This is a genomic window from Streptomyces sp. NPDC048644, from assembly GCF_043199105.1.
In the GTDB taxonomy this organism is placed as follows: domain Bacteria; phylum Actinomycetota; class Actinomycetes; order Streptomycetales; family Streptomycetaceae; genus Streptomyces.
Map to the genome: position 1 here is coordinate 197857 of NZ_JBICVO010000010.1, position 26646 is coordinate 224502.

Here is a 26646-nt window from a genome sequence, read left to right on the forward strand (position 1 = left end):
GCGGCCCGGCCCGGGACCGCACCCGGGCGGTGAACGGCCGGCCGCCCGCCTCGGCCGATACGTCGGCGACCGCGGCGTGCAGCGAACAGCGCACCAAGCGGGTGTGCTGGGCGGCGGCGACCCGTCGCGCGACCGCGCAGGCCGCCTGCGGGCCCCGGTCGGCTCGGTCGGCCGCGGCCAGCGCCGCCAGGTCCGCCGCCCCACCCGCCCGGTGGCGTGCCACGACGATCTGCCCCACGGCGATCAAGGCGGCGAAGACCAAGCACAGGGCCGCAGCGGCGAAGACCGTCCAGACCGTCGCCGAGCCTGCGTCGCCACCGCGCTGCCGCACCCCGACCGAGCCGTCGCCACCGCTCCGCCCCCTCCGTCTCACGGCTTCCTCACCGCACCGTCTCTTCGGCAAGTGCCACCGCCTCTCCGCCGACCCGCAGCGTCAGTTGGCCGATTCCCGGAAGCTCCGACTCGACGCGTACGCGCACCAGGTCTCCTTCGCGCGCCAGCGCCACCCGCGCACCCGGTGGCGCCGCCCCGCGGGCCGCCCGCAGCGCTGCCGCCCGCGGCTCGGATCGCGCGGCGGCCCGTGCACCGGCCCGCGCCGCGTCCACGCACTCGATACGGGCACAGGCCGCCATCAGCCCCCAGATCAGCGCCATCGCGATCACCATCAGCACCGGCATCACCAAGGCGGCCTCTGCCGTCACGAACCCCGCGTCACGTCCGGAACAGCGCCATGACCGTCCACGGCCGTGGCCGCAGGTATCGCCGGGATCACCCCGCTCACCGGACCGGAGAGAGTCGCGGTGCGCCCGGGGACACGGAGCGGGATCGCGCCTCCCCTCTGCCTCACGCGCCGCACCACCTCCCGAGCCGGCCGCCACCCCAGTTCCGCAACGGCTTCCGGGCCCCGTATCCGTACGCCTGCCTCGACATGCACCCACACGGCCACCAGCACGGCCACGCGCACCAGCACGGGCGCACCCGCCGTTCTCCGCCCCGGTATCGACACCGGCACCAACTCCGGTACCACGAGGCCCACGAGCCCCCAAGGCGCCGAAGTCCCGGCGCCGCTCGACGTTTCGTAAGTTCCTGCATGACCCGCTCCCCGTCGTTCCCCTGGCCCTCTTCGTCCTCGCGCAGGCGCGAACCCGTCGCCTTTCCCCCGCGCGCCGTCCGGTGCCCGGACACCCGTCAGAACTGCACATCGACCGCCCTCTCGATCACCGACCGGAGCGCTGCCTGGACCGTCGCGCTGGTCACGACCTTGTAGAGCACCGCGGCGAACGCGCACGCGGCGAGCGTGCCCACCGCGTACTCCGCCGTGGCCATCCCCCGGTCCCGCGCACCACGCGCCGCCACACGCCATCGTCGAAACATCGCCATCCCCCTTTGAATCCACTTCTTGAATTCGCTTCTTGAACAGTTGAGTTGCCCGTCCGTGCCGATCACGGGCCGATCGCGGGCCGAGGACGGTTGCGCCCGGTACGGGCCGCCGACGGGGCCGGAATCCGGCCTCAGCCCCGTCGCGGCCAGGTCAGGGCACGTCAGCCGTGGCCCAGTAGCCCGCGCGCCAGACCGGTCAGCACGGGTGCCACCCCGAGCAGCAGGAACGCCGGCAGGAAGCACGCGGCCAGCGGCAGCGTCACCAGAACCCCCGCGCGCCGCGCCCGGCCTGCCGCGACCCGGCCCCACTCCGCGCGCAGTTCGGCGGCGACACGGGAGGCCGCGTCCACCGCCGGCGCCCCGGATATTCCGGCCCGCTCCATGCACCGCGCCAGCTCCGCGGCGCCCGGCAGCACCGCCAATCTCGGCCAGACATTGGCCGGTTCACCACCCAGCCGCAGTTCCGCCGCGACCTGGCGCAGCCGTTCGCCGACGATCCCGCCCAGTGACCGCCCCACCGCCTCGGCCGACTCGCGCGGCCCGGCGCCCGCCGCGAGACAGGCCGCCAGGAGGTCGCCGGCCGGCGCCAACTCCTCACGCACCGCGGCCTGCACCCGCCGCCCCGCCTCCGTGGCGCGTTGCCTCCGGCGCCAGAGATACGCGACGTATGCCGCCACCGGCCCTGCCACGACACCCGCCGTTCCACCGACGAGAATGAGCACGAAACCGGCCACCCCCAACGGCCCCAGCCACTCCTTCACCCGGCCGCTCAGCCGAGGGCCGTCGCGCCACCGCGCACTCTCCGCACCGCCCCGCCGTCGCCCCGCACCGAGCCCCCGGGCCGCGGGGCTTCCGCCCAGCACCACCGTCGCCCTCCTGCGCATCCGCCCCCTTCTGCGTTCCTCCTTGAGCGCTGTGCGCACGCACCACACCGCGCTCACCACCGACACGGCCACACAGGCCATCCCCAACCTGTGGACAACTTCCGGACTCATGCCCTCCCCGCCTCCCCGCCCTGCCGCGTCCACGTCTCGTCCGCGCGACGCTCCTTCCCGTCCGGCTCCACCCGGCCCACGGAGACCGGCGGCAGGGCATCGGCGACGATCCGGGACGTCCAGGCCACCCCGGCCCACTCCAGAAGGCCGCCGCTCACCAGGCACACCCAGCCGACCGGCGTGTGCAGCAGCACCCGGAGCGGGTCCGCGCCGAGGGCGCTGCCCATCAGGAGCCCGCAGACGGGCAGCAGCGCGAGCATCAGCGCGGTGGCACGCGGGCCCGCCAACTGCGCGCGTACTTCCTCCCGTTGGTCACGCTGCGCGCGAAGGCCGGCCGCGATCCGTTCCAGGCCCGAGGCCAGTCCGGCCCCGCCCTCCACCGCCACCTGCCAGCACGCCGCCACCCCGCCCAGCCCGCCGGCTCCCGGCAGCCGTGCCGCCGCTCGCAGCGCCCGGGGCACGTCCCCGCCGTAACGCGCCGCCGCCATCACAGCCGAGCCCGCTTCCCCCAGCCCTGACGCCCCCGCCGCCAGCAGCGCCTGGGCCGGCTGACGCCCGGCCCGCAGCTCCCCCGCGGCCGACGCGCACAGCGCGATCACCTCCGCCGCCCGCCGGTCACGCGCCCGTTCCGCGCCGCGGGCGCGAAGCCATCTGCCGACCACGAACACCGCCGCCATGGCGGCGAACACCGGCAACACCGAGCCTCCCAGCACGCCGATCACCAGCCCCACAGGCAGGCACCACACCTCACGCCCGACGTCCAGCCGCGAGCCGATCCGCCACCGCCGCCCCGAGACCCCATCAGCGCCCTCCACCACGGTCACGACACCGGCGAAGCGTCCCTGGAGCACGGCTCCGGGCCTGCCCCGCCACCACTCCCCTGCGGCGGACCGGCCCTCGGAAGAAACACCTCCAGCCCCGGCCTCCCCCTCGGCACCCCGCGCGCCACCGGACCCGGCGCCTGCTCCCGGCGGACCCGCGCGCCCGCCCGCTCCGTGCACAGCCGCCACCGGGCCCGCGCCGCCTGCGAACATCTCCCGGGCCCGTCGCCCCGAGCCGTCCCGTCCGCCGCTCGCCAGCCAGCCCGCGGCCCCGGCGCAGCACACCGCCACCCCCATGGCCACGGATCCGCCCTCCGGCCCCCACACCGACCACATCTGCATCACCTCGCCCCACACACCACGTCACCCACATCGCCACACGCCACTCGCTCACCTCGGGCACCTCTACGCGCCCTCCGCCCCGCCGCTCCCATCAGCTCCCCCGCCCCGTACCCATCGCCTCCACCCCCGCCGCGCCCCGCTCGCACAGCTCCATCAGCCGCCCCCACCCGGCTTCCTCCTCGAAGCCGCCCGCCCCCCAGACCGCGGCCGGCACGGTCACCACGAAGCCGTTGCGGTCCCGTTCCAGGACATGGATCTGGGCGATCCGCCGCCGCCCCTCCCGGTCACGCGCAAGATGCAGCACCACGGAGAGCGCAGCCGCCAACTGGCTGTGCAGGGCGGCGCGGTCCAACCCGGCCGTCGAGCCGAGCGCCTCCAGCCGGGCGGGGACATCACAGGCGGCATTGGCATGCACAGTGCAACAGCCGCCTTCATGCCCGGTATTGAGAGCCGCCAGCAGGTCGGTGACCTCGGCGCCGCGCACCTCGCCGACGACCAGCCGGTCCGGCCGCATCCGCAGCGCCTGGCGGACGAGATCCCGCAGTGTCACCCGTCCGACGCCTTCCTGATTGGCGGGCCGGGTCTCCAGCCGCACCACATGGGGGTGGTCCGGCCGCAACTCCGCGGAGTCCTCCGCCAGCACGATCCGCTCCCCGGGGCCGACCAGCCCCAGCAGCGCGCACAGGAGGGTCGTCTTGCCCGAGCCCGTACCCCCGCTGATCAGGAACGAGATACGGGCCGCCAGCAGCGCCGTCAGCAGCCGGTCGCCGCCCGGCGGTACCGTCCCCGCCGCGACCAGCTCCGCAAGCCCGAAGGCCCGCGGTCGCAGCACCCGGAGCGACAGACAGGTGCCGCCCACCGCCACCGGCGGCAGCACTGCGTGCAGGCGCGTACCGTCCGGCAGCCGGGCGTCCACCCACGGCCTGGCGTCGTCGAGGCGCCGCCCGGCCACCGCCGCCAGCCGCTGCGCCAGCCTGCGTACCTCGGCAGCGTCCCGGAAGCGCACGAACGTCCGCTCCAGGCCGCCGCCCCGGTCCACCCACACCTCGTCCGGCGCGGTGACAAGGACGTCCGTCACCTCCGGCGCCGCCAGCAGCGGTTCCAGCGGGCCGCTGCCCACCATCTCGGACCGCAAGGCGGCCACCACCCCCAGCACCTCGGCGTCTCCGAGAAGCCGCCCTTCCTCGCGCAGCGCCACCGCCACCCGCGCCGCCGTCGGCTCCGCCCCGTCCTCCGCGAGCCGCCGCCGCACCGCCTCCACCAGGTCCCTGCTCATCCCCGCACCCCCTGTCCACAGCCAGGACCACAACAGCCCCGCCCGTACGCCCCGACCTCACGCCTCCCGGAGACTGCTCTCCGCCCACGGCGCGCCACCGCCGCGCCCCGGGCCCGCCCCCGCTCACCCGCGCACCCCGTCCCCGTCCCGCGCCGCACAGGCCGCCGGCCCGCTCCCGTCCGGCAGCGCCCGCTCCCAGAAGGCGGCGCAGAAGCGGGCGAGCGGCCCGCGGACCCGGGCGCCGGGCGGCACGCCGCGCGGCGGATCGTCCACCAGGCCGCAATCCCAGGGCAGTTCACCGGCCAGCGGCAGCTCCAGGAGGGCGGCGATCTCGTCGTCGTCCAGTCCCGGCAGTCCGCTCGGCAGCCCCCGGACGACGGCCCTCAGGTCACGCAGCGCCGCCGCGGCACCGGCCGCCACCCGCCCCGCGGCGGCCACCGCCCGCAGCTCCGCGGGCACCACCAGCAGCCCCACGTCCACCTGGGCCAGGGCCTGCGCCACCGCGTCGTCGACCCGCCGCGGCAGATCGACCACCACCACGCCGCCGCGTCTGCGCGCCGCCGCCAGCACCGCCCGCATGGCGGCCGACGGGATGGCGACCTCGGCGCCGCGATCCCAGCTGAGCACCCGTAAGGAGTGCAGCCGGGGCAGCGAGTCCTCCAGCGCCCCGGAAGCGACCCGTCCGCGCGACTCCCGGAACGCCGGCCAGCGCAGCCCTTTCTCCTTCTCGCCGCCGAGCAGCACATCGAGCCCGCCGCCGAGCGGATCGGCGTCCACGAGCACGGTGCGCCGGCCCGTGCGCGCCGCGGTGACGGCCAAGGCGCAGGCGAGGGTGCTCGCGCCGGCGCCGCCACAGCCGCCGATCACCCCGACGGTGAGCGCCGCGGGCCCGACCCCTTCGACCGCGTCGGCGATCCGGTCGACCAGCCAGAGCTCGCTTCCGGGGAGCGTCACCACCCGCTCGGCACCGAGGGCGACGGCCTGCCGCCACATGTCCGTGTCGTCGGTGTCCCGCGCGACGAGTACGAGGCCCGTCCGGCGTCCCGCGTCGCGCAACCTGGCCGCGCAGTCATCGCCGACGATCACCAGCGGCGGCTGCGCCCAGCCGTCCCTGCCCGCAGGCAGGCCGTGCGCCACCTCGGGCCGCACATCCGCCGCCGCGCACAGCCGCAGAAGATCGTCGAGCAGTTGCTCGTCCTCGGTGATGATCAGCGGGCGGCTGCGCTCTCCGCCCGAAACCGCCGGCTGATCGGATGTCCTGGATCCAGCCACGTTCCGTCCCCCAATCGCTACACAACTCGCTCCTCCGCGAACTCGCGGGCTTTTAGCGTGCAGCGATCAGGAAATCCGTGTGGATCTTGGTCAAAAACTGTGGACAACTCGCCATTGTGAATATCTCTGTCACCTATACCGGTGACTGGACAGCAACTCCTGGGGGCCTTAAGGGGCATCCGGAAAGCGACGCGACAACTACGGTGCGTGATGCACGCTGCGCGTCAACCACGCCTGGACGCTGGGGAGATGAGAGATCTGTGCCCCCTGCCCGACGCCGGGAAATGCGTCCGGACATGCGACGACCCCCGCCGGGGGGGAGAGCGGGGGTCGTCCCCACGGCCGACTCGGGGGGGGGGAGGAGCCGGACCGGGTTAGCACGGTCGCGAACGATCCGTGACTTCCATGGTGTACCCGAGAGCCTTCTCAGGCAAACCCACGCGCCCGACCTTACGCCGAATGGTGGGAGCCTATGCTCGCCTCGTGGAAAACCACTCCGTACCCCACTCGACCCCCCGTACTGCGGCGTTCTTCGACCTCGACAAGACCGTGATTGCAAAGTCGAGCACGCTGACCTTCAGTAAGTCGTTCTACCGAGGTGGCCTGATCAATCGCCGGGCCGTACTGCGCACTGCATATGCACAGTTCGTGTTCCTTGTCGGCGGCGCGGACCACGACCAGATGGAGCGGATGCGCGCCTATCTCTCGTCGCTCTGCCGCGGCTGGGATGTCGCCCAGGTCCGCGAGATCGTCGCCGAGACCCTGCACGACAGGATCGACCCGATCATCTACGACGAGGCGGCGTCCCTCATCGAGGAACACCGGGCCGCGGGCCGCGATGTGGTGATTGTTTCCACCTCGGGTGCCGAGGTCGTCGAGCCGATCGGCGAACTTCTCGGTGCCGACCGTGTCGTGGCCACCAAAATGGTCGTCGGCGATGACGGGCGGTTCACCGGCGAGGTCGCGTACTACGCCTACGGGCCGACGAAGGCCGAAGCTGTCCGGGATCTCGCCGCGTCCGAGGGCTACGACCTGGACCGGAGCTTCGCGTACAGCGATTCCGCGACGGACGTCCCGATGCTCGAAGCGGTCGGCAACCCCTGTGCGGTCAATCCCGACCGGGCACTGCGCCGCGAGGCCGCCGCCCGGGGCTGGCCGGTGCTGTCGTTCACCCGCCCGGTGCGGCTCAAGCAGCGGCTGCCCTCGCTGTCCATGCCCGCGCGCCCCCTAGTAGTCACCGCCGTTGCGGCCGTAGGCACGGCCGCCGTCACCGCCGGGCTGGTCTGGTACGCGAACCGACGGCGCGGCCCTATCGATGCATAGCGGGAAAAGGCACGGCTTATCCCGTCACCTCGCGTGACCCTTATTGCGCCCATTGCCCGTCATTGAAGGCAAAAGTAAAGATCTGAGGTGAAGGGTTCCGCTTACCCGGCACCTGGAGTACAAAGGAGTCAACGGCCCGCGAGACCAAGGACCTCCGAGAGGATCACCTTAAAACGCAACACGGCCCCACGGACCGATGCATGAACGCCGGGCACCCACGCGACGCCGACCCGTCGATTACGGGCCAGCCGCACCAGGCAACGGACAAAAGATTTCCGGCCTGATGGGCATATATCGAGCACGCATGGTCACGCGGCAGACATGCCAGCGGCGGTACGGATCAGCACTCGTACCGCCGCACCCCCTTTTGCGGGGCAGGATTTCCCGGCCCCCGGTTACGTACGCGTCCCGGGCCCGGCCACCGGATCAGGCGCCGCGCTGCATCGCCTCACAGACCGCGGTGCTCTCGCGCACCCCCAGTCCGACCGAGCGGCCACAGTGCGCGATCCACGCCGCGACGCCGTCGGGCGTACCCGATACGTAGCCCTCCAGGGCCGCCACATAAGCCGCCCTGCCCTGTTCCGCGTGCCCGACCTCGGCCGGACAGATCGATTTCGGATCGAGTCCGCTGCCGACCAGCACCACGCGTTCCGCGGCCCGTGCGACCAGGCCGTTGTGCGAGCCGAACGGCCGCAGCGCGAGCAGTTCGCCGTGCACCACCGCAGCCGTCACCAGCGCCGGCGCAGCGCTCTCCGCGAGCAGCAGCCGCGCCAGCCCGTCCAGCCGGCCCGCGACCTCGTCGGCGTCGGGAAGCGGCAGCCCGATCAGCGGCTCGTCGACCGGCTCACCCGCGAGACGGGGCCGCCCCACGGCGTCGTCCGCCACGCCGCCGCCCGCCGCCACCAGGTGGAGACGCGCCAGCACCCGCAGCGGCGACTGCCGCCACACGTTGAGCAGTTGCCCCGCCTCGGCCGTCAGCCGCAGCGCCGCGCCGACCGTCCGCGGTTCGCCGTCCACGCCGAAGTCGGTGCGCCGCCGCACCTCTTCGAGCGCCCAGTCGGCCCCCGAGAGCGCCGCGGAACCACGGGCGCCGCGCAGCGCCGCCTCCGAGGTGACCTCCGTGCTGCGCCGCCGCATGATCCGGTGCCCGTAGACCCGGTCGACGCCCTTGCGTACGGAATCGACGGCGTCGACGACCCCCGGGAGCGACGCCAGGGCCGCGAGCGGATCGGCGTTCGCCTGCGGAGGTTCGGGGGTCGTGCCCCGGGTGTGTGCAGCCATGGGTCCGACCCTACGCACCAGTTGGCCGCACCCCCCGAAGGAGTGGTCTTCTTCACTCAGCGCTCTCACTCACAGCCAGAGTCCGCTTACGCTTGGTGAACATGAAGATCGCTTTCGTAGGCAAGGGCGGCAGCGGCAAGACCACCCTGTCTTCCCTGTTCATCCGCCATCTCGCGGCCTCCCGCATCCCCGTGATCGCGGTGGACGCCGACATCAACCAGCATCTGGGGGCCGCCCTCGGCCTCGACGAGGCGTCCGCCGCCGCGCTTCCCGCGATGGGCGCCCATCTCCCGTTGATCAAGGAATATCTGCGCGGCGCCAACCCCCGGATCGCCTCCGCCGAGACGATGATCAAAACCACCCCGCCAGGCGACGGCTCGCAGCTCCTGCACGTCGGCCGCGGCAATCCCGTTTATGACGCCTGTGCCCGCACGATCCCGCTCGACGACACGTCCGTACGGCTGATGGCCACCGGCCCGTTCACCGAGTCCGACCTCGGGGTCGCCTGCTACCACTCCAAGGTCGGCGCGGTCGAACTGTGCCTGAACCACCTCGTGGACGGCCGCGAGGAGTACGTCGTCGTCGACATGACGGCGGGCTCGGACTCCTTCGCCTCCGGGATGTTCACCCGCTTCGACATGACTTTCCTGGTTGCCGAGCCGACCCGTAAGGGCATTGCCGTCTACCGCCAGTACAAGGAATACGCGCGGGACTTCGACGTCAGCCTGAAGGTGGTGGGCAACAAGGTGCAGGGCCCGGACGACCTCGCGTTCCTGCGCGACGAGGTGGGCGACGACCTGTTGGTGACGGTCGGCCACTCGGACTGGGTGCGGGCCATGGAAAAGGGCCGCCCCGCCCCCTTCGCGCAGCTCGAAGAGGACAACCGCCGCGCCCTCGACACCCTGCACACCACCGCCGACGCCGCCTACGGGGAGCGGGACTGGGAGCGCTACACCCGTCAGATGGTGCACTTCCACCTGAAGAACGCGGCGAGCTGGGGCAACGCGAAGACGGGCGCCGACCTGGCGGCCCAGGTCGACCCCGCCTTCGTGCTCTCCGAAGGGGCGGCTACTCCGCAGCCCGCGTGACCTGCGGTTCCGCGGCGGACGGCGCCGGCACCGCCGCTCCGGGCGCGGGCGCATCGGCCGCCGCGGCAGGGCTCACCGGGGCGGCCGGGGAGCCGGTCGTGAACGACGCCCAGCCGTCCCGCGGAGCCTGGCCGACGTCCAGCCCGCGCAGCTTGTCGAGCACCTCCGGGTCCTGCACGTCGAGCCAGTCCGCCAGCTGCTTGAAGCTGACGCAGCGCACCTCCTTCCGGGGGCAGACGGTCTTGATGGTGTCCTCGACGGCCTTCATGTAGACACCGCCGTTCCAGGACTCGAAGTGGTCGCCGATGAACAGCGGCGCGCGGTTGCCCCGGTAGGCGCGGTGGAACGCCTGGATGAGGCCGTCGTGCATCTGCCGTCCCCAGGCGGTCCGCTTCGCCGGGTCGCCCTCGGGGGTGACGGACTGGTTGGCGAGGAAGTTGTAGTCCATCGAGAGCGTCTCGAAGGTCCGGCCCGGCACCGGGATCTGCTGGAGCGGGAAGTCCCAGACGCCGTCGATCTTCCGGGGCCAGATCTGCAGCCCGCCGGCCGAGCTGGCGTCGTAGCGGAAGCCGCTCGCCTTGGCGGCGGGGATCAGGTTCGTCTGCCCTTCCAGGCACGGCGCCCGGCCGCCGACGAGTTCCTTGGCGTAGTCGAAGGGCAGCGGCTTCTCGTCCGTGAGCCCCGACGTGCTCTTCCAGTGCCGCACAAACGATTCGGCTTGCTCGATCTCACTCTTCCACTCCTCGGCCGACCAGGTACCGACCCCGCCGTCGGGGCCGCAGAAGTGCCCGTTGAAGTGGGTGCCGATCTCGTTGCCGTCCTGCCAGGCGCCGCGCATCTGCCGCGCGGTGTCCCTGACGCCCTGGACGTCGTTGAAGCCGATGTCCGACGCGCCGGGAGCGTGCCGCGGCGGGCGGTAGAGGTCCTTCTTGTCCGTCGGCAGCAGATAGACGCCGCTGAGGAAGTACGTCATCGTCGCGTCGTACTTCTTGCCGACCTCGCGGAAGTGCGAGAAGAGCTGCTGGCCGTCCTCGCCCGCGCCGTCCCAGGAGAACACCACGAACTGCGGGGGCCGTTCGCCCGGCTTGAGGCGCACCGGCACCGGCTGGTTCGGCTGCGCTCCGGTGTCCGCGGTCGAGCCGTCGCCGATCAGCCTGACCCGCTGGGCCTTGGGCGGAGGCGCCGCCCGGCCCTTCGCGGCGTTCTGGCCCGGTGTGCGGTGCGGTGCCGTGGAGCAGCCGGCGACCGCTGCCAGCGCCATGGCTGCGACGGCCCCCGCCGTGACCCGTGATGCGGCTGCCATCAGCCACCTCATTCCTGGTGCTGCGCGCACCTTCCGAGGGATTAATCGGAAAAACTGCCCGCAAGCTTTCATATGCCGAGGAGGGTGAGGTAAGGGACGAGCCGATAATCATCACATTCACCCGATGGGTGGAATGCGCGACCCGTCTGCCGGAAGAACCTTCTCTCGCTCTTTACCTGGCATTACGATTCGTTTACCGATGCTTGAGAGTCACCGGAGCGTCACCCACCGCGACGCCGGCCGGTCGGCTCGCGTCCCGCCGCAGTACACCGCCGCCCCACGATCGCGCCCCGCGCGACCGCGTCGCCCCGGAGGAGACGGGAATGTCGCAGCTCACGAAGACGCCGCAGCCGCAACGCACGCACCATCCACACGACCCGCCGGAGGCCGTCGGGCGCACCGCGCTCCGCAGAGATTTCTCCGCCTCGATCGTTCTCTTCCTTCTCGCCGTGCCGCTCTCGCTGGGCATCGCCCTCGCCACCGGCGCACCACCGCAGGCCGGCCTGGTCGCCGCGGTCGTCGGCGGCATCGTCGCCGGCCTGCTCGGTGGCGCCCCCCTCCAGGTGAGCGGTGCCGCCACCGGGCTCCTGGTCGTCACGGCCGACCTCGTCCAGCGCTTCGGCTGGCGCGCCACCTGCGCGATCACCGTGCTGGCCGGGCTCACCCAACTCGCCCTGGGCGCCCTGCGCGTGGCCCGCGCCGCGCTGGCCGTCAGCCCGGCGATCGTGCACGGCATGCTCGCCGGCATCGGCGCCACCATCGCCATCGGCCAGCTCCACGTGGTGCTCGGCGGCAGCGCGGAAAGCTCCGCCCTTGCCAACGCCCTTGCACTTCCTGGCCAGTTGGCGCACCCGCACACCGCCGCCCTGCTGATCGGGGCCCTCACCGTCGCCGTCCTGATCGGCTGGGGCCGGCTGCCCGGACGCCTCGGGCGGCGGCTCGCCTCGGTCCCGGCCGCCCTGGTGGCCGTCCTCGCGGCCACGGCCGTCAGCGTCGGTGCGGACGTCCCGCGCGTCGAACTCCCCTCCTGGCAGGCGCCGTCACTGCCCGCGCTCCCGGATGCCACGGTTCCCGCCCTCGCCGCAGCGGTGCTGACCGTGACCCTCGTCGCCGCCATGGAGTCCCTGCTGTCCGCGGTGGCGGTGGACCGGCTCGCGGTCGAGCACCCCGGCACCCCGTCCCGCCCTTCGGACCTCAACCGCGAACTGGCCGGGCAGGGCGTCGCCAACATCGTCACCGGCCTGCTGGGCGGCCTGCCGATTTCCGGCGGCGCGATCCGCGGCTCGGCGAACGTCCGCGCCGGGGCCACCGGCCGCCGCGCCACCGTGCTGCACGGCCTTTGGGTCCTGCTGTGCGCGGGCCTCTCGGCCGCCGCACTGGAACTGATCCCGCTGGCCGCGCTCGCCGCGCTGGTGATGCTGGTCGGCGTACGGATGGTGAGCTTCGCGCACATCCGGCATGTGCAGCGGCACCGCGAATTCCCGGTGTACGCAGCCACCTTGGGCGGCGTCGTGGCACTCGGCGTACTCCAGGGCGTCCTGACGGGCATCGCGGTCGCCGCCTTCCTGGCGCTGCGCCGGCTGACCCACACCCGCATCACGGTCCTGGAGGAGGAAGGCCGCCACCGGGTGCGCGTCAGCGGCCAGTTGACGTTTCTCGCCGTGCCCCAGCTGACCCGGGCCCTGGCGCTGGTCCCGGCCTGTTCGGACGTGGTCGTCGAGCTGTGCGGGTCCTTCATGGACCACGCCGCCTACGAAGCGCTCCAGTCCTGGTCCGCGCGGCATCGTGCGCAGGGCGGCTGGGTCACCCTCGGCGGTCGCAGCGGCCGGCCCATCGCCGAGCCCGCCGGTGCGCACGCCTGTAGCCCGTGGACACCGTGGCGCAACCACCACTGCACCCGGCCCGCCCCGGCCCGCGAGGCCGCTCCGGGCTCCAGCGGCAGCCAGCTCATGGGCGGCGTGAGCGCCTTCCAGCGGCACACCGCCCCGCTGGTCCGCGAGGAATTGGCCCGGCTGGCCAGGGAGGGGCAGCGGCCCACTCAGCTCTTCCTCGCCTGCTCCGACTCCCGGCTGGTCACGAGCATGATCACGTCCAGCGGTCCCGGCGATCTGTTCGCCGTCCGCAATGTCGGCAATCTGATGCCGCCGCCCGGCAGCGACGGCGCCTGCGACTCCGTGGGCGCAGCCGTCGAGTACGCGGTGGAGGTCCTGGAGGTCGGCTCGATCACGGTGTGCGGGCATTCGGGGTGCGGCGCGATGAAGGCACTGCTCACCACGCCGGACGAGGTGCCCCCGGGGCCGGAAGCGCCGGCTCCCGACCCCACCGCGCTCGCCCGCTGGCTGCGGCACGGCAGGCCGAGCCTGGACCGCATGAGGGCCGCGTCCGGCCGCCCGGACGAGGACGAAGTCAGCCTGGCCGAGCGCCCGGTGGCGGACGATCACGAACGACTCGCGCTGGTCAACGTCCGCCAACAGCTCGATCACCTGAGGGCGCACCCCTGCGTGGCCCGCCGCGTGGCCGAGGGCGCGCTCGCCCTGCACGGCATGTACTTCCACGTCGGCGAGGCGCAGGCGTACGTCCTGGACGAGGCGTCCGGCCGGTTCTCCGCCGTGCGCGCAGAGGCGGCGCCGGTGACGGTCTGACCCGCGACCTCCAGGAGGCAAGGGCCCGCGAGCGACCACCCGGCCCGCATCCGTGATCAACAGCTCGCGAACATCCGGACAATCTACGGCTCGAAAAGGAAGCACTCGACACCCGCGCAATCCGTACCGAACGCGTCAGATGGCGAGCACCACGGACCCCGCTCGGCGGTGGCGCCCGGAACAGCGGCGCCCCCAGGATGTGCGCCGGGGGCGCCGCCCCCGCACCGCGACACGTCCACGTCAAGACGGATCTGTACCAACCGATCAGTTAGTGCCAGGATCGGAAGGGGTTGACCAACTCCCCGTGATCATTGAGCATTCGGTCTATTGGTCTATACCACCTGCGATGTACCGGGAGCCGAGACATGGACAAGCGTCCTTCCCTCTCCGTTTTGCTCAAGAAGGAGACGGAAGCATGAGCGAGCACTCTTCCCTCTCCAACCTGCTCAAGGAGGAACGGCGGTTCACACCGCCCGCCGAACTGGCAGCGAACGCCAACGTCACGGCAGCGGCCTACGAACAGGCCGCGGCGGACCGGCTGGGCTTCTGGGCCGAGCAGGCGAAGCGCCTGTCCTGGGAGACAGCGCCCACTCAGACGCTCGACTGGTCCAACGCACCCTTCGCGAAGTGGTTCGCCGACGGCAAGCTCAACGTCGCGTACAACTGCGTGGACCGGCATGTGGAGAACGGCCTGGGCGACCGGGTGGCCATCCACTTCGAGGGCGAGACCGGCGACAGCCGTTCGCTCACCTACGCCGACCTGCAGCGCGAGGTCTCCAAGGCCGCCAACGCGCTGATCGAGCTGGGGGTGAGGACCGGCGACCGCGTCGCCGTCTACATGCCGATGATCCCGGAGACGGTCATCGCCATGCTGGCCTGCGCCCGCCTGGGCGCCCCGCACTCGGTGGTCTTCGGCGGCTTCTCCGCGGACGCACTGGCCACCCGCATCCAGGACGCCGACGCCCGCGTCGTGATCACCGCCGACGGCGGCTACCGCCGCGGCAAGCCCTCCGCGCTCAAGCCGGCCGTCGACGAGGCGCTGACCAAGCCCGGCACGGAGAACGTCCGCAACGTCCTGGTCGTGCGGCGTACCGGCCAGGACGTCGCGTGGACCGAGGGCCGTGACGTGTGGTGGCACGAGACCGTCGAGCGGCAGAGTGACCAGCACACCCCCGAGGCGTTCGACGCCGAGCACCCGCTGTTCATCCTCTACACCTCCGGTACGACGGGTAAGCCCAAGGGCATCCTGCACACCACCGGCGGCTACCTCACGCAGGTGGCGTACACCCACCACGCCGTCTTCGACCTCAAGCCGGAGACCGATGTCTTCTGGTGCACCGCCGACGTCGGCTGGGTGACCGGCCACTCGTACATCGCGTACGGACCGCTCGCCAACGGCGCCACCGAAGTGCTCTACGAGGGCACGCCCGACACCCCGCACCAGGGCCGCTGGTGGGAGATCGTGCAGAAGTACGGCGTGACGATCCTCTACACCGCGCCGACCGCGATCCGCGCCTGCATGAAGTGGGGCGACGACATCCCGGCGAAGTTCGACCTGTCGTCGCTGCGCGTCCTGGGGTCGGTCGGTGAGCCGATCAACCCCGAGGCGTGGATGTGGTACCGCAAGCACATCGGTGCCGATGCGGCGCCGATCGTCGACACCTGGTGGCAGACCGAGACCGGCGCGATGATGCTCAGCCCGCTGCCCGGCGTCACGGCGACCAAGCCCGGTTCGGCGCAGGTACCGCTGCCCGGCATCGCGGCGACCGTCGTCGACGACGACGCCCACGAGGTGCCCGACGGCGCCGGCGGCTACCTCGTGCTGACCGAGCCGTGGCCGTCCATGCTCCGCACCATCTGGGGCGACGACCAGCGCTACCTCGACACGTACTGGTCGCGCTTCGAAGGCAAGTACTTCGCGGGCGACGGCGCCAAGAAGGACGAGGACGGCGACATCTGGCTGCTCGGCCGGGTGGACGACGTGATGCTGGTGTCCGGCCACAACATCTCCACCACGGAGGTGGAATCGGCGCTGGTCGCGCACCCGAAGGTCGCCGAGGCCGCGGTCGTCGGGGCCACCGACCCGCAGACCACCCAGGCCATCTGCGCCTTCGTGATCCTGCGCGGCACCGCGAGCGCCGACGACGAGGGCCTGGTCGACGAGTTGCGTGCGCACGTCGCCCAGCAGCTCGGCCCGATCGCCAAGCCCAAGCGGATCATGCCGGTCGCCGAGCTGCCCAAGACCCGCTCCGGCAAGATCATGCGCCGGCTGCTCCGGGACGTCGCGGAGAACCGTGACCTCGGCGACGTCAGCACCCTCACCGACTCCTCCGTCATGGACCTGATCCAGGCGAAGCTGCCGGGGGCGTCGAGCGAGGACTGAGCACCGGGCCCGGCGGGGCCCCAGGAACCACGCACGCACAGCCGCAGGGGCACCGGCAGACGGCCGGTGCCCCTGCGGCGTCTCCGGAGGCGACCACCCGGCCCGCCAGCCGGATGCCCGGTATGCCCTTAAAGTGAGAATCACCCATTAGCCCCTTGTGCGCGCCAGGTAAAGTGGCAGACGCGTCAACGAAACGCAAAGAATCTCAGGGTGCGCCGGGAAGTCTGGTCGGCAACTGCAACAGCCGTACTCAGCTGCCGAAAGCCCGGAGGTCACCCGCGTGAACGCCCCCAACCGCCGCTCCCCCTTCCTCGGGCGAATACCCCTGCCCGAGCGGAACTTCATCGCCGAAGCCCTGCGCGCCGAAACCGTGGGCGGAGTGCTCCTCCTCGTCGCCGCCGTCGCGGCTCTCATCTGGGCCAACACCGCAGGCGGCAGCTACGAAGCGATCCGCGGCTTCCACCTCGGCCCCGCCGCCATCGGCCTGGACCTCTCGATCCAGCACTGGGCCGCGAACGGCCTGCTCGCCGTCTTCTTCTTCGTCGCCGGCATCGAGCTCAAACGCGAACTGGTCGCCGGCGAACTGCGCGACCCCAAGGCCGCCGCCCTCCCGGTGATCGCCGCGATCTGCGGCATGGCGATGCCCGCCATCGTCTACACCGTCGTCAACACCATCGGCGGCGGTTCCCTGGACGGCTGGGCCGTCCCCACCGCCACCGACATCGCGTTCGCGCTGGCCGTACTCGCCGTGATCGGCACGTCCCTGCCGTCCGCACTGCGCGCCTTTCTGCTCACCCTGGCCGTCGTCGACGACCTCTTCGCCATCCTCATCATCGCGATCTTCTTCACCTCGAAGATCAACTTTCTGGCGCTCGGCCTCGCCGTCGCCGGCCTGGTGCTCTTCTACTTCCTGCTGCGCAAGGGCATCCGCGGCTGGTACGTCTACGTGCCGCTCGCGCTGGTCATCTGGGCACTGATGGAGAACAGCGGGGTGCACGCCACCATCGCCGGTGTCGCGATGGGCCTGATGCTGCGCTGCACCCGGCGCGAGGGCGAAGCACACTCCCCCGGTGAGCACATCGAGCACCTGGTGCGCCCCCTGTCGGCCGGCCTCGCCGTACCGCTCTTCGCCCTCTTCTCCGCCGGTGTGTCCGTCTCCGGCGGCGCCGTCCACGAGGTCTTCACCCGGCCCGAAACGCTGGGTGTGGTCCTCGGCCTGGTCGTCGGCAAGGCGCTCGGCATCTTCGGCGGCACGTGGTTCACCGCCCGCTTCACCAAGGCCGAGCTCAACCCCGACCTCAGATGGCCGGACGTCTTCGCCGTCGCCGCGCTGGCCGGCATCGGCTTCACGGTCTCCCTGCTGATCGGCGAACTGGCCTTCGCCACGGACCTGGCGCTGGCCGACGAGATCAAGGCGTCCGTCCTGATCGGCTCGCTGATCGCCGCCGTGTTCGCCGGCATCCTCCTCAAGCTCCGCAACACCAAGTACCGGAAGCTGTGCGAGGACGAGGAGCGCGACGAGGACCAGGACGGCATCCCTGACATCTACGAAATGGACAAGCCGGAGTACCACCTGAGGATGGCCGCGATCCTCGAATCGAAGGCCGCCGAGCACCGGCGGCTTGCCGAAGTGGCCTCCGGCGCCGCCCACGGGGACGATGGTCCGGCATGATCTGAGAGGCTTTGCATCCGGCAGCAGACAAGAGGGAGACGGCGATGAGTTCAGCCGATGACGGCGCAGACCGCAGCCTCGGGCAGTTGGTGGCGGCGGCCACCGCCGAGATGTCCGCACTCGTGCACGACGAGATCGCGCTGGCCAAGGCCGAGTTGCGGCAGGACGCCAAGCGGGCGGGCATCGGCGGATCCGCGTTCGTCGTGGCGGGTGTACTGGCGCTCTTCGCCCTCCCGGTGCTGAGCTTCGCCGCGGCCTACGGCATCCACAACCTCGGCCTCGGGCTCGCCTGGTCGTTCCTGATCGTCGGTGGCGCCTTCCTGGTCGTCGCGACGCTGCTGATCCTCATCGCGCTCGCGAAGGTCAAGAAGATCAAGAAGCCGGAGAAGTCCATCGCGTCGGCCAAGCAGACGGCGGCCGTCCTCCAGAAGGCCAAGCCGCATCCGCGCACGGCGCCGGCGGAACACCCCGTCCTGGAGTCTGTGACACGCTCGTCGGTATGACAGCCGCCGACAGCACCACCTCGGTCGTACAGCCCGACGGGCCCTGGTCACACCGGGACGTCGCGGCGAACGGCGCCCGTTTCCACATCGCGGAGATGGGCGAAGGACCGCTGGTACTGCTGCTGCACGGCTTCCCGCAGTTCTGGTGGACGTGGCGGCATCAACTCCCCGCGCTCGCCGACGCGGGGTACCGGGCGGTCGCGATGGACCTGCGCGGCGTCGGCGGCAGCGACCGCACCCCGCGCGGCTACGACCCCGCAAATCTCGCGCTCGACGTCACCGGCGTCATCCGGTCCCTGGGCGAGCCGGACGCCGCCCTGGTCGGCCACGACCTGGGCGGCTATCTGGCGTGGACGGCAGCCGTGATGCGGCCCAAGCTGGTGCGCCGGCTCGCCGTGTCGTCCATGCCGCACCCGCGCCGCTGGCGCTCGGCGATGCTCGCCGACGTCAAACAGAGCAGGCGCAGTTCGCACATCTGGAACTTCCAGCGCCCCTGGCTGCCCGAGCGGGCGCTGCTCGCCGACGATGCCGCGCTGGTGGGGCAGATGATCAGGGACTGGTCAGGCCCGCAGCCTCCGCAGGAGGACGCGGTGGCGGTCTACCAGCGGGCGATGAGCATCCCCTCGACGGCGCACTGCGCGATCGAGCCGTACCGCTGGATGGTGCGCTCGATGGCCCGCCCGGACGGCCTGCAGTTCAACCGCCGCATGAAGATGCCGGTACGGGTGCCGACGCTGCATCTGCACGGCTCACTCGACCCGGTGATGCGCACCCGCAGCGCGGCCGGCTCCGGCGCGTATGTCGAGGCCCCCTACCGCTGGCGGCTCTTCGACGGGCTGGGCCACTTCCCGCACGAGGAGGACCCGGTGGCGTTCTCATCGGAGCTGATCAACTGGCTGCAGGACCCCGAACCGGACCGGTGACCTCCCGGCCGCCCGTCGGCCCCCCTCAGACAGCGCGCCCCGGACGCCCGGCGCACCACGGACGAACGTACGTCTGACGAACAGCCACTTGCCTGACGCATAGGCCAATTGGCGGGTCTCCCGGAGGTTACGGACCTTGGGGCAGGGGCAGAGTCGAGGGTATGGGCTGGACGCACGACTACCGTGACGTGGCAAGCAACCGCCGCAGCAGTGCCGCTGCGGTGGGCACTCGGGACAAGGGCACTCCGGACCTCAGGCCCGGTGATCCCTCCGACCCCGCGCACCCGATGGGGATTCCGCGCATCCTGCGCCGCAGAGCGCGCTGGATGAGCGCACGCCTCCGCCATACCCGCAGCTGAGCCGCGCGGGGCGGCGGGCGCACACTTCGCACCCACCACCCCTGGGCGCCTCAGATCGCGCAGCCCTGGCTGTCGACCTGCTGATGCCCGGCCGCCCGGCCCTTGACGACGTCCTCCCGGACCTCGTCAGCGGTGAGGGCGTAGCCGGTCTGGGCGTCGTCGAGGGACTTGGCGAACACCACTCCGTAGACCTCGCCGTTCGGCGTGAGCAGCGGGCCTCCGGAGTTGCCCTGCCGCACCGTGGCGTACAGGGAGTACACATCGCGGCCGACCGTGCCCCGGTGGTAGATGTCCGGGCCGTTGGCCTGGATACGGCCGCGGATGCGGGCCGCGCGGACGTCGTAGCCGCCGTTCTCCGGGTAGCCCGCGACGATGGCGCTCTTGCCGCTGCTCGCGTCCTTGCCGGCGAACCGCAGCGGGGGCGCGTCCAGCGCGGGCACGTCGAGCACCGCGATGTCCCGCTTCCAGTCGTAGAGCACGACCTTGGCGTCGTACGTGCGCCCCTCGCCGCCCACCTGGACGGTCGGCTCGCTCACACCGCCGACGACGTGGGCGTTGGTCATCACGCGGTGCGAGGAGAAGACGAAGCCGCTGCCTTCGAGGACCTTTCCGCAGCTGGGCGCCGTGCCGACGACCTTGACGATGCTGTGCTTGGCCTCCGAAGCGACCGGGCCGGAGGCCAGCTGCGGGTCGGGGGCCGGCACGGACGTGATCTGCTCGTTGGAGAACGGGGTGAAGACCTGCGGGAAGCCGTTCTGCGCGAGGACCGAGGAGAAGTCGGCGAACCAGGTGCCGGCCTGTTGCGGCATCACCCGCGAAACCCCCAGCAGCACCTTGGAGTTGCGGACCTCCTTGCCGAGCGTCGGCAGGGACGTGCCGGCCAGCGCGGAACCGATCAGCCAGGCCACCAGCAGCATCGCCAGGACGTTGACCAGCGCGCCGCCGGTCGCGTCCAGCGCTCGCGCGGGTGACCAGGTGATGTGGCGGCGCAGCTTGTTCCCCAGATGGGTGGTGAGCGCCTGGCCCACCGACGCGCACACGATCACGATGGCGACCGCCGCGATGGCCGCGAAGGTGCCGGGTGTGGCGTCCTCGGTGATCTCGTTCCAGACCACGGGCAGCAGGTAGACCGCGACCAGCCCGCCCCCGAGGAAACCGAGCACGGACAGGATGCCGACGACAAAGCCTTGCCGATAACCGACGATCGCGAACCACACGGCGGCGACCAGCAACAGAATGTCCAGGACGTTCACGCCGGACACCGTCTCACGCGCGCCAGTCGAGTGGGACCTGCTTGTCAGAGTCCCACGGAATCTCCCAGCCCGAATAATGCAGGATCCGGTCGATGACTCCGGCGGTGAAACCCCAGACCAGAGCGTTCTCGACGAGGAACGCCGGGCCGATGTGGCCGCTGGGGTGGCGGGTCGTCACGCGGTGCGCGGGATCCGTGAGATCCGCCACGGGAACCGTGAACACCCGTGCGGTCTCCGCCTGGTCGACCGCGCCGACCGGGGTGGGGTGGCGCCACCAGCCGAGGACCGGCGTCACGACGAACCCGCTGACCGGGATGTAGAGCCGCGGCAGTACGCCGAACACCTGGACACCGGAAGGGTCGAGCCCGGTCTCCTCCTGGGCCTCGCGCAGCGCGGCACGCACCGGGCCGCGGCCCTCCGGATCGCCGTCCTGGGGATCCAGGGCACCACCAGGGAAGGACGGCTGTCCGGCATGCGAACGGAGGGTGCCCGCACGCTCCATGAGCAGCAGTTCGGGGCCGCGTGCGCCGTGGCCGAAGAGGATCAGCACGGCGGACTGCCGGCCGCCGCTCTCCGGCGGCAGGAAGCGGCTGAGCTGGCGCGGTTCGATCGTGCCGGCCGCGCGGGCGACCGGGGCCAGCCATTCCGGCAGCCCTTCGACGCTCACCACGGTCTCCGGGCCGCCCGCGGCGGCGCCGAGCGCCGTGTCCCCGCTGTCCGTCTTCTCGCCGCACTGCTCCTGTGCACTCGTCATACGCGCCCCCTCAGGCCCTGGCTTCGGTGGTCGGTCCCCGGTGCGGTTGCCGCTGCCGCTCCTGCGGTCGTGACGGTCGGCGTCATGAGGCCGCCAACGGGGGTGCGGGCCGACCCGGATAGCCGGCCGGCGGGTTCAGACGCTGGCCCGGCTGGCCGCCCAATTCGTACTTGAGCAGCTTCTTCGCCTTCTCCGGGTCGGTCTCGCCCTCGCCGTACGACGGGCACAGCGGGGCGATGCCGCAGGCGCCGCAGGCGGGCTTGCGGGAGTGGCAGACACGGCGGCCGTGGAAGACGACGCGGTGCGAGAGCATCGTCCACTCGCTCTTGGGGAAGATCTCGGCGATCTCCGCCTCGACCTTCACGGGGTCTTCCTGGGTGGTCCAGCCGAAGCGGCGCACCAGGCGGCCGAAGTGGGTGTCCACGGTGATGCCCGGGACGCCGAAAGCGTTGCCGAGCACGACGTTGGCGGTCTTGCGGCCGACGCCGGGCAGCGTGACGAGGTCCTCGAGCCGTCCGGGCACCTCGCCCCCGAAGCGGTCCCGCAGCGCGGTCGACAGGCCGATGAGCGACTTCGCCTTGGCGCGGAAGAAGCCCGTCGGGCGGATCAGCTCCTCCAGCCGCTCCGGGTTCATCGCCGCCATGTCCTCCGGGGTGGGGCAGACGGCGAACAGGCCGGGGGTGGTCTGGTTGACCCTCAGGTCGGTGGTCTGCGCCGAGAGCACCGTCGCGACCAGCAGCTCGAAGGGGTTGGTGAAGTCCAACTCCGGGTGGGCGTACGGGTACAGCTCGGCCAGCTCACGGTTGATCCGCCGGGCCCTGCGGACCATGGCCGTCCGCGATTCCGGCTTGCGCGCGGGGGTCTTCTTCGCGGGCGCCTTCGCCGCGGTCTTCTTCGGGGCGGCCTTCTTCGCCGTCGTCTTCTTGGCCGCCGTCGTCTTTGCCGTCGTCTTCTTGGCCGCGGGCTTCTTCGCGGTGCTCTGCTGCGGGGCCGGCTCCTGGGCAGCCGTCACGGCGGCCGTCTCCTTGGTCGCCTTTGCGGGGTTCTGCTTCACGACGGCCTTCTTCCGTACCGAGTTCGCTGCCGGCTTCCCTGCCGGCCCGGCCGCCGGATTCCCGCCGGCCTCACCTTCGGCGTACGCGCCGGATCCGCCGTCCGCCCCGACGGGCCGCACCCCCGCGGCACCGCCTTCCGGACGGACACCATCCCGGCGGGCGCTTTGGGACCTTTGTTCGCATTCGGGCCGCGGGCGGGGCGGGCGTTCGCCCACAGCGGAATCGCGTTCTGCGGTCACTCGCTCAGCCCCCTCGTCCCGTGCTCTCACCGGCGTGTTGGACACTCGGCCAGACTAAGGCCACCCACTGACATCCGGCCCGATCACCATGATTCGCCACCCCAATCGGCCCCCTGCCGTAGGGCTCGGGCCACGGGTCCGGCAAACTTGTGATTGATCGCACTGTTTTGCATTCCGGCATGATGGGGACCACAGTCCCTCGGAGCATGTCGACAAGGAGAGAACTCGTGGACGACGTTCTGCGGCGCGCACCGCTCTTTGCGGCGCTCGACGATGAGCAGGCGGCCGAGCTGCGCGCCTCAATGGGAGAGGTCACGCTCGCTCGCGGCGACGCCCTGTTCCACGAAGGGGATCCCGGCGACCGCCTGTACGTGGTCACCGAGGGCAAGGTGAAGCTGCACCGCACTTCCCCGGACGGCCGGGAGAACATGCTCGCCGTCCTGGGCCCCGGAGAACTGATCGGTGAGCTCTCGCTCTTCGACCCGGGCCCGCGCACGGCCACCGCATCCGCCCTGACCGAGGTCAAGCTCCTCGGCCTGGGCCACGGCGACCTTCAGCCCTGGCTCAACGCCCGGCCCGAGGTGGCGACCGCCCTGCTGCGCGCCGTCGCCCGCCGCCTGCGCAAGACCAACGACCAGATGTCCGACCTGGTCTTCTCCGACGTACCCGGCCGGGTGGCGCGGGCCCTGCTGGACCTGTCGCGCCGCTTCGGCGTGCAGTCCGAAGAAGGCATCCACGTCGTGCACGACCTGACGCAGGAGGAGCTGGCCCAGTTGGTGGGCGCCTCCCGCGAGACGGTCAACAAGGCGCTCGCGGACTTCGCCGGCCGTGGCTGGCTGCGCCTGGAGGCCCGCGCCGTGATCCTGCTGGACGTCGAGCGGCTGGCCAAGCGCTCCCGCTGACGCCCGCACAGGGCCCCCGTGGCCCGTACGCCGCCGTGGCGCAGGCCCGGAATCATTACCGGCGCGTAGCGTTCCGTTCGGCCGCTCAGCGCCCGTACGCGGCGTTGCATCTGCAAGGGAAGGGCCCCGCCCCGGTGGGGCCCTTCGCCGTACGCCCGTAAACCCCTGGCTCCCCTCCTGGCCCGTCGGCATAGTGGCGCCATGAGTGACGGCAGGGGACTGGACCGGGACGGCTGCTTCCTCCGGGAAGGGGCGCTCGATCGGGTCGCCCCGGAGTTCGCGCCTGTCGTGGCAGCGGCTCGGGACGGGATCACCGCGCGCTTCGGGCCCGCCCTGCTGCACAGCGCGTACCTCTACGGCAGCATCCCGCGCGGCACGGCCGTCCCCGGGGTCTCCGATCTCGACCTGCTGCTCGCGCTGCGCGCCGGGCCCACTCCGGAGGACCGGGCGACAGCGGATGTCCTGGAGGCGGAGCTGGATGCCGCCTTCCCCCAGATCGACGGTGCGGGAATCCTGCTGTTCGGCGTCGACCGGCTGCTGAGCGAGCTGGAGCGGCACGACATGGGCTGGTTCGTCGCCTGCCTGTGCACCCCGTTGTCGGGCCCCGACCTCGCCGGGCGGCTGCCCCGTTACCGCCCTACTCCGCTTCTCGCGAGGGAGACCAACGGCGACTTCTTCCGCCTGCTGCCCGGCCTGCGGCGCAAGGCCGCCGAGGCACCGAGCGGTGCCGGGCGCCGGCGGCTGATCCGGAGTACCGCGCGCCTGCTGGTACGCGCCGGGTTCACGCTGGTGATGCCGCGCTGGGGCGGCTGGACGAGCGATCTCGCCGAGTCGGCCGAGGTGTTCGGCCGCTACTACCCGGCGCACGCACAGCAGATGCGCGCCGCCGCCCGCGCGGCCCGCGCGCCCGATGACCATCCGCACCTGCTGGACGAGCTGCTGGAGGGCCTGGCCCCCTGGCTCGCGGCCGAGTACCTGGCCGTCCACGGCCCGAAGGCGCCTCGCCCGTAGAGGCTCGGCGGCCCCCGCTCCCCGAAGCCGCCCCGGGTTCAGATCAACCCGTGTTCCCCCAGGTAGTCCAGCTGCGCCCGCACCGACAACTCGGCCGCCGGCCACAGGGAGCGGTCGACGTCCGCGTAGACAGCGGCGACGACCTCGGCCGGTGTGCGGTGCCCGCTCTCGACGGCGGTCTCCACCTGGGCCAGCCGGTTGGCGCGGTGCGCCAGGTAGAACTCCACCGCCCCCTGGGCGTCGTTGAGCACCGGGCCGTGGCCGGGCAGGACGGTGGTCACCCCATCGTCGACGGTCAGGGAGCGCAGCCTGCGCAGCGAGTCCAGGTAGTCGCCGAGCCGCCCGTCGGGATGGGCCACCACCGTGGTGCCCCGGCCCAGGATGGTGTCCCCGGTGAGGACGGCGGCATCGGCGGGGAGGTGGAAGGACAGCGAATCGGCGGTGTGCCCCGGGGTGGGCACGACGCGCATCTCCAGGCCGCCCGTGGTGATCACGTCGCCGGCTTCGAGCCCTTCGTCCCCGAGACGCAGCGCCGGATCGAGGGCCCTGACGTCCGTACGGGTCAGCTCGGCGAACCGGGCCGCCCCTTCGGCGTGGTCGGGATGGCCGTGGGTCAGGAGGGTCAGCGCGACCCGCTTGCCTGCCTGTTCGACGGTGTCGATGACGGCCCTGAGGTGCCCGTCGTCGAGCGGCCCCGGGTCGATGACGACGGCCAGAGGGGAGTCCGGTTCGGCGACGATCCAGGTGTTGGTGCCGTCCAGGGTCATCGCCGAGGGGTTGGGCGCCAGGACGCACCGGGCGCGGGCGGTGGCAGGTCCCGCGATGACGCCGCCGCGGGGCTGTCCGGGGAGGGCTGCTGCATTGGTCATGCGGTGGTTCCTCCTGAGGGGCGGCGGTCTCCTGCGGGTCCTTCGGGGCCGTCGGTGCCCCCGTCCGCCCTTGGGCCTGCGGCGCGACCGCTCTCCGTCTGCGGGACGTGCTTGGTGAATTCGTCGTGGCCCGGCCAGCTCAGCTCGATCCCGCCGTCCACCGGGCGGGCGCGGGCCAGCACCGGCGCCAGGTCCCGCTGCCCTGCCGCGCCCAGCGCGTCGGCCGCGGTGGCGTACGGCTCCAGGGAGCGCAGCGTGGAGATGGTCGGCGGCATCATCAGCAGGTCGCCGCGGTCGTAGCCGGCGGCGGCCTCCGCCGGGCGGATCCACACCGTGCGGTCCGCTTCCGTGGACACGTCCCGGGTGCGCTGGCCCTCGGGCAGCGCGGCGACGAAGAACCAGGTGTCGTAGCGCCGCGGTTCGAACTCCGGGGTGACCCAGCGGGCCCACGCCCCCAGGAGGTCGGAGCGCAGCACCAGGCCGCGGCGTTCCAGGAAGTCGGCGAAGGACAGCTCGTGGGCGACCAGCGCCGCGCGGTCGGCCTCCCAGTCGTCGCCCGTGGTGTCCGCGACGACCGTCCCGGCCGACGGCCCGGCGAGCAGTACCCCGGCCTCTTCGAACGTCTCGCGCACTGCGGCACAGACGATGGCCTGCGCGGCGGCCGGGTCGACCCCCATCCGTGCGGCCCATTCGGCGCGCGAGGGGCCGGCCCAGGAGACGGGACGTTCATCGCGCGGATCCACGGAGCCGCCCGGATAGGCGTACGCGCCTCCGGCGAAGGCCATGGAGGCGCGTCTGCGCAACATGTGCACGGTGGGGCCGCCGGTGCCTGAGTCCCGCAGCAGCAGGACGGTCGCGGCCCGCCGGGGCTCGGCGGGGGTCAGCTCGCCGTTCGCGAACGCCCGGATGAGGTCCGGCCACTCCGGCGGATACCACTGGCCATTGGTCGTCGACGACATGGCCGGATGCTATGCGCTCACGCGCGGATGTTCGAGGGTCT

General features: G+C 72.1%; 22 protein-coding genes and 1 pseudogene. 9 read left to right on the forward strand and 14 right to left on the reverse strand.

Annotation, left to right across the window (positions count from 1 at the left end; all coding sequences use genetic code 11):
• Positions 1 to 61 precede the first annotated feature (61 nt).
• The 7 genes and pseudogenes from ACGFNI_RS23895 to ssd form a co-directional block, all read right to left on the reverse strand.
• Positions 62 to 373: pseudogene (locus ACGFNI_RS23895) on the reverse strand (Rv3654c family TadE-like protein); the annotation flags it as partial.
• Positions 374 to 380: 7 nt separating this feature from the next.
• Positions 381 to 701 carry a TadE family type IV pilus minor pilin gene (locus tag ACGFNI_RS23900; protein WP_393686656.1) on the reverse strand — a complete coding sequence of 107 codons (321 nt, stop codon included), beginning with the start codon at positions 699 to 701 and terminating at the stop codon, positions 381 to 383.
• Positions 702 to 1188: 487 nt separating this feature from the next.
• The gene (locus tag ACGFNI_RS23905) at positions 1189 to 1374 is read right to left on the reverse strand and encodes a DUF4244 domain-containing protein (protein WP_393686657.1); all 186 of its coding nucleotides are present in this window, start codon (positions 1372 to 1374) and stop codon (positions 1189 to 1191) included.
• A 167-nt stretch (positions 1375 to 1541) separates the two neighbouring features.
• Positions 1542 to 2375 (reverse strand): type II secretion system F family protein, encoded by an 834-nt coding sequence (locus ACGFNI_RS23910; RefSeq protein ID WP_393686658.1) that lies wholly within the window; start codon positions 2373 to 2375, stop codon positions 1542 to 1544.
• Positions 2372 to 3226 carry a type II secretion system F family protein gene (locus tag ACGFNI_RS23915; RefSeq protein ID WP_393686659.1) on the reverse strand — a complete coding sequence of 285 codons (855 nt, stop codon included), beginning with the start codon at positions 3224 to 3226 and terminating at the stop codon, positions 2372 to 2374. Before ACGFNI_RS23915 ends, ACGFNI_RS23910 begins: the two co-directional genes overlap by 4 nt.
• A 403-nt stretch (positions 3227 to 3629) precedes the next feature.
• Positions 3630 to 4814: a TadA family conjugal transfer-associated ATPase gene (locus ACGFNI_RS23920; protein WP_393686660.1), complete on the reverse strand. Its 1185-nt coding sequence runs from the start codon at positions 4812 to 4814 to the stop codon at positions 3630 to 3632.
• Between the two features lie 123 nt (positions 4815 to 4937).
• Positions 4938 to 6086, reverse strand: a complete 1149-nt coding sequence (gene ssd, locus ACGFNI_RS23925; RefSeq protein ID WP_393686661.1) for a septum site-determining protein Ssd — start codon at positions 6084 to 6086, stop codon at positions 4938 to 4940.
• A 459-nt stretch (positions 6087 to 6545) separates the two neighbouring features.
• Between ssd and ACGFNI_RS23930 the strand changes: the two genes are divergently transcribed.
• On the forward strand, positions 6546 to 7409 hold the full coding sequence (locus tag ACGFNI_RS23930) for an HAD-IB family hydrolase (protein ID WP_393686662.1): 864 nt from the start codon (positions 6546 to 6548) through the stop codon (positions 7407 to 7409).
• A gap of 426 nt (positions 7410 to 7835) precedes the next feature.
• On the opposite strand, the gene ACGFNI_RS23935 is transcribed toward ACGFNI_RS23930, so the two are convergent.
• The gene (locus tag ACGFNI_RS23935) at positions 7836 to 8690 is read right to left on the reverse strand and encodes an oxidoreductase (RefSeq protein WP_393686663.1); all 855 of its coding nucleotides are present in this window, start codon (positions 8688 to 8690) and stop codon (positions 7836 to 7838) included.
• Between the two features lie 101 nt (positions 8691 to 8791).
• On the opposite strand from ACGFNI_RS23935, the gene ACGFNI_RS23940 reads away from it, so the two are divergent.
• Complete coding sequence (locus ACGFNI_RS23940; RefSeq protein ID WP_393686664.1) at positions 8792 to 9778, forward strand: ATP-binding protein; 987 nt, start codon at positions 8792 to 8794, stop codon at positions 9776 to 9778.
• Here the strand turns inward: ACGFNI_RS23940 and ACGFNI_RS23945 are convergent.
• Entirely contained in the window at positions 9759 to 11081 is a 1323-nt protein-coding gene (locus tag ACGFNI_RS23945; protein WP_393686665.1) for a hypothetical protein, read from the reverse strand. The two genes, ACGFNI_RS23940 and ACGFNI_RS23945, sit on opposite strands and share 20 nt — an antisense overlap.
• Positions 11082 to 11404: 323 nt before the next feature.
• Between ACGFNI_RS23945 and ACGFNI_RS23950 the strand changes: the two genes are divergently transcribed.
• The 5 genes from ACGFNI_RS23950 to ACGFNI_RS23970 all read left to right on the forward strand — a co-directional run bounded on the left by ACGFNI_RS23950 (position 11405) and on the right by ACGFNI_RS23970 (position 19204).
• Entirely contained in the window at positions 11405 to 13723 is a 2319-nt protein-coding gene (locus ACGFNI_RS23950; protein ID WP_393686666.1) for a SulP family inorganic anion transporter, read from the forward strand.
• A gap of 415 nt (positions 13724 to 14138) precedes the next feature.
• Complete coding sequence (gene acs, locus ACGFNI_RS23955; RefSeq protein ID WP_393686667.1) at positions 14139 to 16106, forward strand: acetate--CoA ligase; 1968 nt, start codon at positions 14139 to 14141, stop codon at positions 16104 to 16106.
• Between the two features lie 280 nt (positions 16107 to 16386).
• Entirely contained in the window at positions 16387 to 17778 is a 1392-nt protein-coding gene (gene nhaA / locus ACGFNI_RS23960; protein WP_393686668.1) for a Na+/H+ antiporter NhaA, read from the forward strand.
• Positions 17779 to 17822: 44 nt separating this feature from the next.
• Entirely contained in the window at positions 17823 to 18281 is a 459-nt protein-coding gene (locus ACGFNI_RS23965) for a phage holin family protein (protein WP_393686669.1), read from the forward strand.
• Positions 18278 to 19204 carry an alpha/beta fold hydrolase gene (locus ACGFNI_RS23970; protein WP_393686670.1) on the forward strand — a complete coding sequence of 309 codons (927 nt, stop codon included), beginning with the start codon at positions 18278 to 18280 and terminating at the stop codon, positions 19202 to 19204. The genes ACGFNI_RS23965 and ACGFNI_RS23970 overlap by 4 nt, the downstream gene beginning before the upstream one ends.
• 409 nt (positions 19205 to 19613) lie before the next feature.
• Here the strand turns inward: ACGFNI_RS23970 and ACGFNI_RS23975 are convergent, their stop codons facing one another.
• The 3 genes from ACGFNI_RS23975 to nth form a co-directional block, all read right to left on the reverse strand.
• Positions 19614 to 20816 (reverse strand): MarP family serine protease, encoded by a 1203-nt coding sequence (locus ACGFNI_RS23975; protein ID WP_393686671.1) that lies wholly within the window; start codon positions 20814 to 20816, stop codon positions 19614 to 19616.
• Between the two features lie 13 nt (positions 20817 to 20829).
• Positions 20830 to 21570 carry an NUDIX hydrolase gene (locus ACGFNI_RS23980; protein ID WP_393686672.1) on the reverse strand — a complete coding sequence of 247 codons (741 nt, stop codon included), beginning with the start codon at positions 21568 to 21570 and terminating at the stop codon, positions 20830 to 20832.
• 82 nt (positions 21571 to 21652) lie between these two features.
• Entirely contained in the window at positions 21653 to 22582 is a 930-nt protein-coding gene (gene nth / locus ACGFNI_RS23985; RefSeq protein ID WP_393686718.1) for an endonuclease III, read from the reverse strand.
• 509 nt (positions 22583 to 23091) lie between these two features.
• Between nth and ACGFNI_RS23990 the strand changes: the two genes are divergently transcribed.
• Together ACGFNI_RS23990 and ACGFNI_RS23995 are read left to right on the forward strand one after the other, a co-directional pair.
• A complete protein-coding gene (locus ACGFNI_RS23990; protein ID WP_006604164.1) occupies positions 23092 to 23766 on the forward strand; it encodes a Crp/Fnr family transcriptional regulator in 675 nt (224 codons plus the stop codon).
• A gap of 201 nt (positions 23767 to 23967) precedes the next feature.
• Positions 23968 to 24777, forward strand: coding sequence for a nucleotidyltransferase (locus tag ACGFNI_RS23995; RefSeq protein WP_393686673.1), 810 nt, complete (start codon positions 23968 to 23970; stop codon positions 24775 to 24777).
• Between the two features lie 38 nt (positions 24778 to 24815).
• Here the strand turns inward: ACGFNI_RS23995 and ACGFNI_RS24000 are convergent, their stop codons facing one another.
• Together ACGFNI_RS24000 and ACGFNI_RS24005 are read right to left on the reverse strand one after the other, a co-directional pair.
• Complete coding sequence (locus ACGFNI_RS24000; RefSeq protein WP_393686674.1) at positions 24816 to 25646, reverse strand: MBL fold metallo-hydrolase; 831 nt, start codon at positions 25644 to 25646, stop codon at positions 24816 to 24818.
• Positions 25643 to 26605 (reverse strand): NUDIX hydrolase, encoded by a 963-nt coding sequence (locus ACGFNI_RS24005; RefSeq protein WP_393686675.1) that lies wholly within the window; start codon positions 26603 to 26605, stop codon positions 25643 to 25645. The genes ACGFNI_RS24000 and ACGFNI_RS24005 overlap by 4 nt, the downstream gene beginning before the upstream one ends.
• Positions 26606 to 26646: the final 41 nt, after the last annotated feature.